Genomic DNA, 12614 nt, shown 5'->3' with positions numbered 1-12614 from the left:
ACAAGACGTCAGCGCATCGTCGCGATTTGGCTTGAGACTCAGTTCTCCGGTTGCCCGACAAGCGCCGCGTTGAGGCCGATCTCCGGCGTCTGATCGGAAAAGATCGAGGCGAACCAGCCGGGGTTGGAAACCAGCGACGGCTTGAAGACGTTGCAGCCGGCCTTCATCTCCGCCCAGGTGCCTTCATCGCACAGCTTGATCGTCTCATTGGTGACGAGCGGCAGCGGCAGGATCGTGGTCTTGGGCACATCCTTGCCTTCGATCGCCTCGACGGCAAGCTTCAGCGCCAGCGCCCCGGAGTAAGGCGGCGAGGCATAGGAAATGCGCTGCGCGCCCGCCGGTGCATAGGGGGGAGCCGCACCTTCGACGTCGGTGCCCTCCGGCAGCATCTGGATGCGGCCGCCATTGGAGCCTTCGCCGGCGCAAGGCAGAAGTTCGCTGGTCTTCTTGCCGGCCTCGAGTTGCAGCGAGTTGGCGGTGAAGCAGCCGACCTGCATCCACAGCCCGTTGATATCGCCCCAGCTGCGCGTGGCGAGGATCTTGGAGAGCTCGGTGCGCGCGACCGCCTGGCTCCACATGCCGACAGCCTCGCCGACAATCTTGATGTCGGGATATTTGGCAAAGACTTCCTTGGCGGCCTTGGTCCGTTGGTCGTCGACGGATGTTCCGGGAACACCGGTGATGGCGATGATGTTGCCCTTGCCGTTGAGCTTCTTGACCAGCCATTCGGCGGTCACCCTGCCCGCTTCCAACTGGTCAATATGGACATTGTAGGCACAAGGTTCGGTGATCTCGGCGTCGTAGGCAAAGACCTTCACGCCCTTGTCGCAGGCATTCTTCACCACCTGGTTGAGTGCGGTCGGCGAGATTGGATAGACGACGATCGCCTCGGCGCCGCTTTGCACCATGGCATTGATCTGCTGGATCTGGCGCTGCGCGTTGGGCCCGGCGACCTGGACCTGCAGGTCGACCTTGTCGGCAAGGCTCTTGTGGGCGGCCATGGCCTTGACCATGTTTGCCGCCTCCGCCTGCCAATCATTGCCGATATAGCTCATGCTGAGAAAAATCTTGTGCTTTTCGGCGGCTTGCCCGGCCGATATGCCAAAGGCGCAAGCAGCCATGCCCGCCAGCAGCGTGAGCCGCCGGACTTTCGATCCGATACCCATGTGAATTCCTCCCGATACGAACGACCGAATGCCTCCCGAAGGCACGAAACGTAGCCCTCGCCATCCGATGTCGCCGACCGTATCAGCATTTGATCAAAGATCAATGATAAAATGGCTTGACGGCAGAGCGGCATGCGCGGACGCTTGACGCGACAGCCGGAACCCTGCATTCCGGATACGGGTTGTCGCGCAGGACTTTGCGCGGGGAGGTTGATGGGAGATGGCTGGAGCGGCGTTCAGGAAACAGGGGGTCGAGATCGCGCCCCTGTCCAGAGAGACCTTGCAGGACAGGGTCTATCGCCATGTCAGCGAACTAATCCTCGACGGCAGCATCGTGCCGGGCGAGATGGTCACGGTGCAAAGCCTGGCCGACGCCTTCGAGGTCAGTCCGATGCCGGTCCGGGAAGCATTGCGGCGGCTGACCGCGGCCAATGCCTTGATGGTTGTTTCAGGCCGCTCGATCGGCATTCCCGCACTAAGCCGCGCGCGCCTCATAGACCTCAGGAATGTCCGCTTCGAGATCGAGGCTATCGCCGCCGCATGGGCAGCCGAGCGCATCGACGATCAGGGCATTGCGCAGCTCGGCCAGCACTTGGTAGCGCTCGAACAGGCCAATGCGGCGGGAGACGTCAAATCCTATCTGCGCGCCAACTACGCTTTTCATTTCTCCATCTACCGGGCGGCGGGCTCGGAAAACATTCTCAACATTATCGAGAATTTGTGGCTGCAGATCAGCCCCTATTTCAACATGCTGCATGATTCAGGGAACTATTCGACCGCCAACGAGCACCACCAGGAGATGTTCGCCGCACTGCGAAATCGCGATGCTGAGGCGGTGCGGATCGCGGTCCGTGCCGACATCGACGCGGCTTTCGATGTGCTGGTCGACCTGCTGAAATAGAACTGCAAAGCCGGCTAAAATAATCGTACACCTCCGCTCATATCGAAGTGAGCCGACGGCACTTCCCCCGCATGCCATTGTCACGACCACATATCCGAGAAGGACTCGATAAAAATGACCACACAGGCCACCGCGGCTGAAATCGTGATCGTCGGGGGCGGTATCTATGGTGCGAGTCTCGCCTACGAACTGGCGCAGGCCGGCAAGACCGTCACGCTGCTTGAGGCCGACGACATCGCGGCCGGCGCATCGGGTGGTTCCGGCGAACGGGGCGTGCGTGCAAACAGCCGAGATTTGCGCGAACTGCCGATGGCGACTGTCAGCTTTCCGCTCTGGGCGAAGTATCAGGAACAATTCGAAGGCGGCGTTGGCTACCGCCGGATCGGTGGGCTTCATCTCTTCAACATCCCCCATGGCGCCCATGAGCATGAAGTGCGCGGCAGCATGGAAGCCATGGCCATGGTGCAGAACGCGCTCGGCGTTCCTTCCCAGCTTCTCAACCGGGACGAAACGCTGGAACGTGAGCCGGAACTGTCGGGCGATCTTATCGGTTCCGTCTATTGCCCGAATGACGGCGTGTGCGATCACACCTTCGCCACGCTGGCATTCGCCAAACAGGCGCGGAAGGCTGGAGCGAACCTGCGTACCGGCGCACGCGTCACCGAAATCCTCCACGACAAAGGGAGCGCAACGGGGGTCAGGCTGGCGAGTGGTGAAGTCGTGCCAGTTGGCGAGAAACTCGTTCTCCTGGCCAACAACGGTGTGCTGCCGCTGCTGAAACCGGTCCTCCAGCCGCAAGAGATCATGCCCGTCATCACCCAGATGCCGCAGATGATGTTCGTCACCAACCCGCACGGCAAAAAGATCAATCACCTCCTGGGTCATGCCCACCGCACGCTGTCGGTGAAGCAGCTCCAGGATGGAACGCTGATGCTTTCAGGCGGTCAGAGTGTCGCCCATACGCCGAAGGGGCATTGGAAGGGATCGCTCAGTTCGACAGCGCTCGGCCTCACCAATGCCATCGCGACCTTGCCCTTCATCGACGAGTCCTCCTTCCTCAAGGTCTATGCTTCCCGTGTCGAGAGTTGCGCGGTGGACGGCATCCCGATCGTCGACACGCCGGCTGCATTGCACAACACCATCTATGGGTTTGCCTGGACCGGCCATGGCTTTGCCATCGCCCTTGGCTTCACCAAATACCTGACCGACTGGATCGTCGGCGGGGAGAAGCCGCAAGCGCTTGAGGTCTTTTCGGGAAAACGGTTTCAGGGGCCGCATGCCGCCTGAAGCGAAATCTGGTCAGGGCGGAGCCGTCCTGCACGTTCCGGCAATCTGCGTGACCGCCCCTTCAAGCCCGGCAAGGTCGAAATCCGCCTGGCCGCGCCCTGACAACAATCCGAACCGCCAGGAAAGTGACAGCTCGCTTGCGGAGACAAGGCGCTTGATTCCGTCGCCGCCGTCGCGCACCAGAACCCTGCCGCGCGGACCGACAGACCAACTTTCATCAAACTTGCCGCCACCATTGACAGTGACCGACATGGTGATCTTGCGGCTGGCCGAAACCGCGTCATTCAATTCCAGCCATTCGGTCCAGCGCGGTTCGCCGGCCGCCCGGCAGGCAATGGTCAGGACCGGGCTATAGCTCAACGCCCCGCCGCCGGTGATCAGTTTGTTGGTGGCATGAAGCGACGCGGTGACGAGGCCGTCATCGCCCGTGCCGAAGCGCCAGTCGCCGGCAATCGCGTCGGCGTGGGCAATATCACAGGAGAAGGTCAGAACGAGCGCCAGGGCGACGGCCCGCCCCGTTTCAAAGAATAAGCTCAACGCCCCCTCCAAGAACCATACGGTTTGCAGCACAAGCGCAGATAATGATCAACGCATGGTGTCGCCAAGTGCCACCTCCCGCGAAGGCAACCGGCTGTTGCAGTTTCGCAACGAAAAAGGCCGCCTCAAGGGCGGCCTTCGTCGATTCCATCAAATGGGGGAGCTTATTCAGCGTCCTTGGCGGCCTTCTTCTTCGGCGCAGCCTTTTTCTTCGGCTCTTCCGTATCGTCGCCAGCCTCACTAGCCTTGGCCTCAGCCTTCTTGGCCGCGGCCTTCTTCGCCGGCTTGGCCTTGGTCGTGGTTTCGGCTTCCTCGTCGTCGGCCATCAGCTCTTCCTTGCTGACCTTGACGTCGGTGACCGAGATGAGGCCGAGCAGGTGGTCGACCACCTTCTCCTCGAACATCGGCGCCCGCAGCGCATTCAGCGCCTCGGGGTTGCTGCGGTAGAACTCGAAGGCTTCCTGCTGCTGGTTGGCCGGGAAGCGGCGAACCTGCTCGAACAGGCCACGCTGCAGCTCCTCGTCCGATACGGTGACGCCGGCCTTCTCCCCGATCTCGGCCAGCACCAGACCAAGGCGCACGCGGCGCTCGGCAAGACGCAGATATTCGGCGCGGGCTTCCTCTTCCGTCGTCTCTTCGTCGGCGAAGGTGCGGCCGGCGGCTTCCAGGTCTCGGTTGACCTGCGCCCAGATGTTGTTGAACTCGGCCTCGATCAGCTTCGACGGCGCTTCGAACGAATAGGCCGCGTCGAGCTGGTCGAGCAGCTGGCGCTTGACCTTCTGGCGCGTCATCGAGCCGAACTGGTTCTCGATCTGGCCGCGCACCACGTCACGCAGGCGCTCCAGCGATTCCAGGCCGAGGTTCTTGGCGGTCTCGTCGTTGATTTCAAGCGCGCCGGGCTGGGACACTTCCTTGACGGTGACGTCGAAGGTCGCTTCCTTGCCGGCCAGATGCGCCGCCTGGTAGTTTTCCGGGAAGGTCACGATGACCTGCTTCTCGTCACCAGCCTTGCTGCCGACCAACTGGTCCTCGAAGCCGGGGATGAACTCCTTGGAACCCAGCACCAGCGGCTGGTCGGTGCCGGCACCGCCGGCAAAGGCCTCGCCGTCGATCTTGCCGACATAGTCGATGCTGACGCGGTCGCCCTCGGCGGCCTTGCCCGTCTTCGGCTCGTAGCTGCGCGCCGATTCGGCAACCCGCTTGACCTGGTCGTCGATCTCGGTGTCCGGCACCTCGAACACCTGGCGCGTCACCTTGATGTCGGAGAAATCCTTGATCTCGATCGCCGGAATGACCTCGTAGTTGAGGCGGAATTCGAAGTCGGTGCCGCCGGCCAGGATCTTCTCGGCTTCTTTCTCGTCCTCGGTCATGATGACTTCGGGCTGCATGGCGGCTTTCTCGCCGCGACCCGTGATGATCGAACGGGTCGAATCGTTGAGGATCTCGTTGACCACTTCGGCCATGAACGACTTGCCGTAGACCTTGCGCAGGTGCTGCACCGGCACCTTGCCGGGGCGGAAGCCGTTGATGCGGACCTTGTTCCTGGCGTCTGACAGACGCGCCATCAGCTTGGCTTCCATGTCACCGGCCGGCACGGTGATCTTGATCTCGCGCTTGAGACCGGAGTTGAGCGTTTCGGTGACCTGCATCGTAAAACCTTTGTTTTCACCAATGAGACTGCCACGGCCTCTGCCGTTTACAGCCTGCCGGTATATTCTTGCCGGGAATGGCTTTTGGTACGGAACCTGGCGATTTGACCGGAATTACGGCTCAAACTCTCCCAAACTGCGTTCCAAAATGTGAATAAGTTCTTGTTTTTCCTACTTCTTATCACATCTTGTAGAAGCGGATCGTCGCGTCCCGTCACATTTGACACGCCTTTTGTCACAGGCGAGGCTAATTTTCAACAGTCTTCGCGTTTAGGCGAATAACCAACATTTTGGCCATCACCCAGCATTTTGGACCCGACCCAACATCTTGAACCTGACATTGACAGAATGATGGCTACATGGGATTGCCGGGTCATGCGGGTATGGCGGAACTGGTAGACGCACCAGATTTAGGTTCTGGCGAGAGATCGTGGGGGTTCGAGTCCCTCTACCCGCACCAACGACCATGATTGATCATGACTAATAAAGCGGCTCCTCGAACAGCGTCTTGTCGCCATCGACCAGCGCCTTGATCTGGGCGGTGCCGTCGCTTGCAAGCGCCAACCGTATCCCGAATGGCCGCACGCGCATGTCGTTCTGGATCGCCATGCCCTCACCTTCCGGCAGATAGAAACGTTCAATGCCGTAGTCCGGTGCGATCGACGCTCCCTCGCTGCGAAGGTCCCAGCCCTCCGCGACATGGCCTGATATGTCCGCCTCGTCGGCAGCCGCCGGCGCTGGCGCCTTGCCGAACCAGGCAGTGGTCGGTGTCCAATAGCCGTCGGCGCCCTTCTTCAGCCTGACAACAATCGAGGTGTCGTCGCTGGAGAGTTTATCGGCGGGAATGTTGGCGATCATCTTCACCGGTATGCGCGAAATGTCGTAGCCGAGGACAATATAGTCACCGCGCAGCAGGTCGCGTGGATCGAGTGGCTCTATCTTCAGCAGCACTTCCTTGCCATTGCGCAGGATCGCCGCGCGGCCGGCGATGATCCAGCCGAGGAAACCTATCTGGACGATCGCCAGCACCAGCGCCGAGAGTACAAGCCTCTTTCCGGTCATCATGCCGTGGCTCCCGTGCTGGCTGGACCCTTCATGCGCTTTTCGACGCGGATGATGACGACCGCAAGGATGCCGAGCAGCACCGCGGCGGCAAGGAAGAAGCCGGCCGTGTCGAGCATCGATTGCAGGGTCACGACATAGATCATGGCGAGTTCGAAGGCGAAGCCGAGATAGGCAAGCCAACGCAGGCCCCGGCTCTCCCTTCCCGCCAGCACGATAGCGGCAACGATACCGGCAAGTGCTATAACCGAGGCGACGGTGAAACCGCTGTTGTAGATGCTTTCGTCGGCCAGTTCGAACTGGATGATGGCGAGGCCGGTGAGGAAGCCGAACAGCGCGTGCAGAGGCAAGCGGCCGCCAAGCTGCACGACCTTGTCGACCGGCTCCGGCGCAAAGACAGAAGCCGCGAAGAGCACGATGGAGACAATGACCAGTGGGATCGCCACCGGCAGCGTGGCGTGATTCATCGCCAACAGCACGAGATAGAAGAGCAGTGAGAGAATGATCAGGTGCCGCGCCGGCTGGCTGCGGGTCCAGAATGACACGACAAACAGCACGACCGCCATGACGACGAAGGCATGCGGAAACTCGCTGCGGCTGTAGTAATCGAACCCTTTCAGGAACAGCCAGGCATCGGCAATACCGACCGCCGCGACGGTCAGCGGGTTCGACCGTAGCGCGACCGCCGCCAGTGCCGTGCCGGCGCCCCAGGTGACGAGCGCGGAAGCCTCGTCGCCGGACAGATGATACATCTGGCCGATCAGCGCGATCGAACCGCCGAAGGCCGCCGCCGCCACGACCCACAACGCCTCGCCAATCGCCGCATGGTCGCGTGTCTTCAAAACCGCGCCGCCGACATAGCCGCCAAGGATGACGATAAAGAGTGCCGCCACGCGCACCAGGCGCGGGATCGCATCCCAGTTGGCGGCGACGAAGATCAGGATGGCGGCACCAAAGAGCAGAGCGGCCATCATCGCCAAGATGGAACCGAAGCTGAGCGATTGGCGCGCATTGGCCTCGACGTCACGCGTCAGGGAATCGGCTGTCGCGGCGTCGATCAGGCCTGCCTGCAGCCACCGCGCAATATCCGACCTCACTCGTGACGAATAGCCCGCCATTCCGCGTGTCCCCCCAGTCTGGTCTTTTTTCAGCCGAACCAGCCAAACCGTTGACGTCACGGCACTTTCTGATTCTGGCTTCTTTATGTCAGGTCCGTGAAGGCGCGTTAATGTTGCATTGCACAATTTGCATTGCTGCCATGCAGCCATAGCGCTTTTAAATCGATATAGGCCCGCCTATTTATGGTTCGTACACAAACGGAATGATCCGCAAGAAAGACGAAACGAGAACTACCATGAACCTGATCCGCAACTACCGCAACTGGCGCCGCTACAGGGACACCGTGTCCGAGCTGAGCCGCCTGAGCAACCGTGAACTGACCGACCTCGGCATCAGCCGCAGCGACATTCCTTACGTCGCTCGCAAGGCGGTCTAATTCTTCGGGCCGCGAATGGTCCGAACAAGTTTTGAAAAAGAGAACGACAATGAACCTGATCCGCAACTATCGTAACTGGCGCGTTTATCGCGAGACGGTTACCGAGCTGGGTCGCCTTTCGAACCGTCAGCTGCATGATCTCGGTATCGTCCGCGACGAAATCAAGATCATCGCCCGGCAAGCCCTCTAATCAGGATGGCGATCTAACAGAATTTCGCTGGGGTCGACCTCCTCCCCGACCTCCAGCGAACGGTCAGCCCTTATCCTCCTCCCGAGGGTTGACCACCAAAACGGCGCCCGCCGCACCTCCTCCCGCGGCGGGCGTTGTTCCCCGGAGCAAAATAAATTTGCTCAAAAGGGTTTCGCCCCTTTTCAAAACGCGAAAGAGATTTCGTCAAAGCCGACCTCCTCCCCGGCGGTGACGAATAGGTCCGACCTTCACCTCCTCCCGAGGGTTGGCCACCAAAACGGCGCCCGCCGCACCTCCTCCCGCGGCGGGCGCTGTTTCCCCGGGGCAAACGAATTTTGCTCCAAAAGGGTCTCGCCCCTTTTCAAAACGCGAAAGAGATTTCGTCAAAGCCGACCTCCTCCCCGGCGATGACGAATACGGTCGGCCTTCACCTCCTCCCGAGGGTCGACCCCAAAAACGACACCCGCCGGACCTCCTCCCCCGGCGGGTGTTGTTGTTTTCAGGGCAGGCTTTCCAGATCAGACGTTCCGGTTAACGCCGCGCGACAATTGCAATCGCGGCGGCAAGCGATTATTCCGGCGCGCATGAGCAAAAACCCCATCCATATTATCGGCGGCGGTCTCGCCGGTTCCGAAGCCGCATGGCAAGCCGCGCAAGCAGGCGTTCCCGTTGTGCTGCACGAAATGCGCCCGGTTCGCGGCACCGACGCCCACAAGACCGATAGCCTGGCCGAGCTGGTCTGTTCCAACTCCTTCCGCTCCGATGACGCCGAAAACAATGCGGTCGGCCTGCTTCACGCCGAAATGCGGCTGGCCGGCTCCTTGATCATGAGCGCCGGCGACGCCAACCAGGTGCCGGCCGGCGGCGCGCTTGCCGTCGACCGCGACGGTTTCTCCGAAGCGGTGACGAAAAGGCTGGAAGCCCACCCGCTGATATCAATCCAGCGCGAGGAAGTGCCAGGCCCGCCGCCGGCGGAGTGGGACCAGGCGATCATCGCCACGGGACCGCTGACCGCTCCTTCGCTTGCCCAGTCGATCGCCGAGGCGACCGGTGCCGATGCTCTCGCCTTTTTCGATGCCATCGCGCCGATCATCCATTTCGACACGATCGACATGGACATTTGCTGGTTTCAGTCGCGCTACGATAAGGTCGGCCCCGGCGGCACCGGCAAGGACTACATCAACTGTCCGATGGACAAGGAGCAGTATCTTGCCTTCGTGCAGGCGCTGGTCGACGGCCAGAAGACCGAGTTCAAGCAATGGGAAGGCACGCCCTATTTCGATGGCTGCCTGCCGATCGAGATCATGGCCGAGCGCGGCGTCGAAACACTGCGCTACGGGCCAATGAAGCCGATGGGCCTGACCAATGCCCACAACCCGACGGTAAAAGCCTATGCCGTTGTGCAGCTGCGGCAGGACAATGCGCTGGGTACGCTCTACAACATGGTCGGCTTCCAGACCAAACTGAAGCACGCCGAGCAGGTGCGCGTTTTCCGCACCATTCCGGGCCTCGAAAACGCCGATTTCGCTCGGCTGGGCGGCCTGCACCGCAACACCTACATCAATTCGCCGACCTTGCTCGACGCCTCGCTGCAGCTGAAGTCGCGCCCCGGCCTGCGCTTTGCCGGCCAGATCACCGGCTGCGAGGGCTATGTCGAAAGCGCTGCGATCGGCTTGCTCGCCGGCCGCTTCGCCGCCGCCGAAAGGCTCGGCCATGCGCTGTCGCTGCCGCCGCTCACCACAGCTTTTGGTGCGTTGCTCAACCACATCACCGGCGGCCATATCGTCTCCGACGACGAACCGGGCAAGCGCTCGTTCCAGCCGATGAACGTCAATTTCGGCCTGTTCCCGCCAGTGGAAGCGGTAAAGATCGAAGGCAAACGCCTGCGAGGCAAGGATAAAACGGTCGCCAAGCGGCACGCCATCACCTCGCGTGCGCAAGCCGATTGCCGGCAATGGCTGGGGTTGCCGGCACAACCAGAAACTGCAGAAGCCGCGGAATAAGAACCCTATTCGGCGGGCTCAGCACCCGCCATCGGCAACCCTGGCTTGCCTGCCTCCCCCGGATTTCGCCTGACATAGGCGGCTTTCAAACTCTCCGAGGTTTCGCGCGAGCCGTCATGGCTCCAGCCGGGCGGCTTGATCAGGTAGTTCAGGCGATCACTCAAAGTCAGCCCCGGCGCGAACGCATCCCTGAACATGCCGATCCATTCGTGGAAAGCCACTTTCAGCGGGTTGAAGGTGCCGAGATTCTTGACGATGCCGTAGCGCGGCCGGTCCTCTTCCAGCTCCGCGACGAAGGTGCCGAACATGCGGTCCCAGATGATCAGCGTGCCGGCATAGTTGGCGTCGAGATAGCGCGGATTGGTGGCGTGATGGACGCGGTGGTGCGAAGGCGTGTTGAAGACGAATTCGAACCAGCCCCACATCTTGCCGATCGTCTCGGTGTGGATCCAGAACTGCCAGACCAGGTTGAAGCCGAAGGTGAAGGCAATCACCGCCGGATGGAAGCCGAGCAGCACCAAAGGCGCCTGCAGCACGAACATGAAGGTGAACAGCCCGGTCCAGCTTTGCCGCAGCGCCGTCGACAGATTGTAGTGTTGGCTGGAATGATGGTTGACGTGCTCTGCCCACACCCAGCGCACCCGGTGCGCGATGCGGTGATAGACATAGTAGCGCAGATCATCGAGCAGGAAGGCAACCAGGAACACCCACACCGACAGGCCTAGATTGAAGAAACGGAACTGCCACAGCCACAGCAGCGCCCAGTAGGAGACGACGCCAAGCAGCAGCCCGGCAACCACATTGCCGGTGCCCATCATCAGGCTGGTCAAGGTATCGCGGGTTTCGAACGAACCCCTGGCGCGGCCGGTGCGCACGAGCCAGAGCTCGATCAGGATGGCGGCGACGAAGAACGGAATGGCAAGCTGGGTGACCTGCGGGAAATCATAGTTGTCCATCAAGCGGCCTCCCTGGCGGCATCAGAGTGGCGTGCTTCGAGAACCTGCAGCAAGGCCTGCGCATCGCCGGCATTGGCGAAGCGGAAGCGGCCGCCTTTCCAGGTGAAGTCCGTCAGCCGCATTAGAATTATGTTCGTCTCGTCAGAACTGGACACCGAGACGTCCGCAGCGGTGACGACACGCGTCAAAAAGCAGTCGCCGATGCTGTGAACGATGCCGATACGCCCTCGCCCAAGGTCCAGGAATGCTGTCCTGGCGTCTGCCGTCAGGCGGACTGTCGCAGCCGTCTCGTCAGGGTAATCCTCGGCGAAGCGGCTCAGAGCCTGATCGCGATCGGCCAGCGTCGCGGTCTTGCTGCCGCCGGTGAAATGCACGGCAGCGACAGACAACACTATGCCAAGGGCGACGATCGCGACCAGTAAAGGCAAGCTCATGGACGGGTATCTCCTCCGATCGGCCTGTCATCTTCGGCGACAGTTCCGGCTCGGGGACTCCTTAACACGATTGACGTTTACGTCAAAGTGCCAGCCAGCCCTTGCTGGCGCGACGCAACAGCAGCCAATGCCGGCGCAAGGCCGACAGCCGCACGACGCCATCGAGCGGTGAATGGCGCGAGCCTTCCATCCTGTCGAGATAGGCGCGCGACAAGGCCAGTGGCAGGAATGCCGGACGCAACGACGCCGGTAGCCCTGCAGCGCCCTGCTCGAAAGCGGATAGGTGTTCGCGCGCCAGCGCGATCATCGCCGCGACCGCGCGCTGTGCCCCAGGCCCGCCATCGCCGGCAACAAACTCTTCCGGCGACGACCCAGCCGCCGCCAGGATGTCGGCCGGGATAAAACACTGCCCGCGCCTGCGGTGCAGCGGCAACAGAAGCAAGAGGCCGGTCATCGCCTGCGCACAGCCCGCCCTGCCCGCCAGTTCGGCAAAGCGCGGCGCCTCGACGGGATCGAGCACCATTGCCGCAAGCTGGATAAGTGCTGCCGCCGTTTCGCCGCAATAGCCTTCCAGATCGGTGCGCGACGGCATCGGATCGTCGTAGAGATCGAAGATGCGGGCTTCGAGCATGTTGTCGAAAGCCAGCTTAGGCAGGCGATGGGCGGAAATTGTCGCCTTCAGCGCATCGGCGACGGGATGGCCAATGCCTGCGCCATCATTGTCGCCGGCGATGAGGTCGCGCCACCATTGCAGCCGCACCTCGCCCGGCAACGCTTCATGGATGCGATCGCGAATGCCCGCGATTTCGGCATTGAAAGCATAGAGCGAAAACAGCGCATCGCGCTTGTCGGCCGGCGCATAGAGCGCCGTGAGATAGCGGTCATGGTCGGCGGCGCGCACCGCATCCATGACGATTTCAACATTCTGCGCCAT

The 12614-nt window shown here is 61.5% G+C and carries 13 protein-coding genes and 1 tRNA gene; 6 read left to right on the top strand and 8 right to left on the bottom strand.

Features of this window, described 5'->3' with window-relative positions; translation table 11 throughout:
• Positions 1-38: 38 nt before the first annotated feature.
• The gene (locus EB235_RS20210) at positions 39-1166 is read right to left on the bottom strand and encodes a sugar ABC transporter substrate-binding protein (protein ID WP_027029274.1); all 1128 of its coding nucleotides are present in this window, start codon (positions 1164-1166) and stop codon (positions 39-41) included.
• A 220-nt stretch (positions 1167-1386) separates the two neighbouring features.
• On the opposite strand from EB235_RS20210, the gene EB235_RS20205 reads away from it, so the two are divergent.
• Both EB235_RS20205 and EB235_RS20200 read left to right on the top strand, forming a co-directional pair.
• Positions 1387-2067: a GntR family transcriptional regulator gene (locus EB235_RS20205; RefSeq protein WP_027029275.1), complete on the top strand. Its 681-nt coding sequence runs from the start codon at positions 1387-1389 to the stop codon at positions 2065-2067.
• Between the two features lie 114 nt (positions 2068-2181).
• Complete coding sequence (locus tag EB235_RS20200; RefSeq protein WP_032925379.1) at positions 2182-3354, top strand: NAD(P)/FAD-dependent oxidoreductase; 1173 nt, start codon at positions 2182-2184, stop codon at positions 3352-3354.
• Positions 3355-3366: 12 nt separating this feature from the next.
• On the opposite strand, the gene EB235_RS20195 is transcribed toward EB235_RS20200, so the two are convergent.
• The gene (locus EB235_RS20195; protein WP_027029277.1) at positions 3367-3891 is read right to left on the bottom strand and encodes a hypothetical protein; all 525 of its coding nucleotides are present in this window, start codon (positions 3889-3891) and stop codon (positions 3367-3369) included.
• A gap of 164 nt (positions 3892-4055) precedes the next feature.
• The gene (gene tig, locus EB235_RS20190) at positions 4056-5540 is read right to left on the bottom strand and encodes a trigger factor (RefSeq protein ID WP_027029278.1); all 1485 of its coding nucleotides are present in this window, start codon (positions 5538-5540) and stop codon (positions 4056-4058) included.
• Between the two features lie 377 nt (positions 5541-5917).
• Here tig and EB235_RS20185 point away from each other — a divergent pair.
• A tRNA-Leu gene (locus EB235_RS20185) sits at positions 5918-6000 on the top strand.
• 20 nt (positions 6001-6020) lie between these two features.
• On the opposite strand, the gene EB235_RS20180 is transcribed toward EB235_RS20185, so the two are convergent.
• Both EB235_RS20180 and EB235_RS20175 read right to left on the bottom strand, forming a co-directional pair.
• A complete protein-coding gene (locus tag EB235_RS20180) occupies positions 6021-6605 on the bottom strand; it encodes a GDYXXLXY domain-containing protein (protein WP_027029279.1) in 585 nt (194 codons plus the stop codon).
• Positions 6602-7720: a DUF2157 domain-containing protein gene (locus tag EB235_RS20175; RefSeq protein ID WP_027029280.1), complete on the bottom strand. Its 1119-nt coding sequence runs from the start codon at positions 7718-7720 to the stop codon at positions 6602-6604. The genes EB235_RS20180 and EB235_RS20175 overlap by 4 nt, the downstream gene beginning before the upstream one ends.
• Positions 7721-7956: 236 nt before the next feature.
• Here EB235_RS20175 and EB235_RS20170 point away from each other — a divergent pair, with 236 nt between their 5' ends.
• The 3 genes from EB235_RS20170 (at position 7957) to trmFO (ending at position 10290) form a co-directional block, all read left to right on the top strand.
• Positions 7957-8097 (top strand): DUF1127 domain-containing protein, encoded by a 141-nt coding sequence (locus tag EB235_RS20170; protein ID WP_013531315.1) that lies wholly within the window; start codon positions 7957-7959, stop codon positions 8095-8097.
• A 49-nt stretch (positions 8098-8146) separates the two neighbouring features.
• Positions 8147-8287 carry a DUF1127 domain-containing protein gene (locus tag EB235_RS20165; RefSeq protein WP_080680729.1) on the top strand — a complete coding sequence of 47 codons (141 nt, stop codon included), beginning with the start codon at positions 8147-8149 and terminating at the stop codon, positions 8285-8287.
• 584 nt (positions 8288-8871) lie between these two features.
• Positions 8872-10290 (top strand): methylenetetrahydrofolate--tRNA-(uracil(54)-C(5))-methyltransferase (FADH(2)-oxidizing) TrmFO, encoded by a 1419-nt coding sequence (trmFO, locus tag EB235_RS20160; protein WP_027029281.1) that lies wholly within the window; start codon positions 8872-8874, stop codon positions 10288-10290.
• 5 nt (positions 10291-10295) lie between these two features.
• On the opposite strand, the gene EB235_RS20155 is transcribed toward trmFO, so the two are convergent.
• The 3 genes from EB235_RS20155 to EB235_RS20145 all read right to left on the bottom strand — a co-directional run bounded on the left by EB235_RS20155 (position 10296) and on the right by EB235_RS20145 (position 12614).
• Complete coding sequence (locus EB235_RS20155) at positions 10296-11246, bottom strand: sterol desaturase family protein (protein ID WP_027029282.1); 951 nt, start codon at positions 11244-11246, stop codon at positions 10296-10298.
• Entirely contained in the window at positions 11246-11680 is a 435-nt protein-coding gene (locus EB235_RS20150; protein ID WP_027029283.1) for a hypothetical protein, read from the bottom strand. Before EB235_RS20150 ends, EB235_RS20155 begins: the two co-directional genes overlap by 1 nt.
• Before the next feature lie 82 nt (positions 11681-11762).
• A complete protein-coding gene (locus tag EB235_RS20145) occupies positions 11763-12614 on the bottom strand; it encodes a phytoene/squalene synthase family protein (protein ID WP_027029284.1) in 852 nt (283 codons plus the stop codon).

The sequence above is a fragment of the Mesorhizobium loti R88b genome (assembly GCF_013170845.1).
In the GTDB taxonomy this organism is placed as follows: domain Bacteria; phylum Pseudomonadota; class Alphaproteobacteria; order Rhizobiales; family Rhizobiaceae; genus Mesorhizobium; species Mesorhizobium loti_B.
This window is presented reverse-complemented; position numbering and strand designations above follow the sequence as displayed.

What these genes read in the sequence shown, in the direction of transcription:
- EB235_RS20210 (WP_027029274.1), bottom strand. Translation starts at nt 1,166, where the DNA reads ATGGGTATCGGATCGAAAGTCCGGCGGCTCACGCTGCTGGCGGGCATG.
- EB235_RS20205 (WP_027029275.1), top strand. Translation starts at nt 1,387, where the DNA reads ATGGCTGGAGCGGCGTTCAGGAAACAGGGGGTCGAGATCGCGCCCCTG.
- EB235_RS20200 (WP_032925379.1), top strand. Translation starts at nt 2,182, where the DNA reads ATGACCACACAGGCCACCGCGGCTGAAATCGTGATCGTCGGGGGCGGT.
- tig (WP_027029278.1), bottom strand. Translation starts at nt 5,540, where the DNA reads ATGCAGGTCACCGAAACGCTCAACTCCGGTCTCAAGCGCGAGATCAAG.
- EB235_RS20180 (WP_027029279.1), bottom strand. Translation starts at nt 6,605, where the DNA reads ATGATGACCGGAAAGAGGCTTGTACTCTCGGCGCTGGTGCTGGCGATC.
- EB235_RS20175 (WP_027029280.1), bottom strand. Translation starts at nt 7,720, where the DNA reads ATGGCGGGCTATTCGTCACGAGTGAGGTCGGATATTGCGCGGTGGCTG.
- EB235_RS20170 (WP_013531315.1), top strand. Translation starts at nt 7,957, where the DNA reads ATGAACCTGATCCGCAACTACCGCAACTGGCGCCGCTACAGGGACACC.
- EB235_RS20165 (WP_080680729.1), top strand. Translation starts at nt 8,147, where the DNA reads ATGAACCTGATCCGCAACTATCGTAACTGGCGCGTTTATCGCGAGACG.
- trmFO (WP_027029281.1), top strand. Translation starts at nt 8,872, where the DNA reads ATGAGCAAAAACCCCATCCATATTATCGGCGGCGGTCTCGCCGGTTCC.
- EB235_RS20155 (WP_027029282.1), bottom strand. Translation starts at nt 11,246, where the DNA reads ATGGACAACTATGATTTCCCGCAGGTCACCCAGCTTGCCATTCCGTTC.
- EB235_RS20150 (WP_027029283.1), bottom strand. Translation starts at nt 11,680, where the DNA reads ATGAGCTTGCCTTTACTGGTCGCGATCGTCGCCCTTGGCATAGTGTTG.
- EB235_RS20145 (WP_027029284.1), bottom strand. Translation starts at nt 12,614, where the DNA reads ATGGCGCAGAATGTTGAAATCGTCATGGATGCGGTGCGCGCCGCCGAC.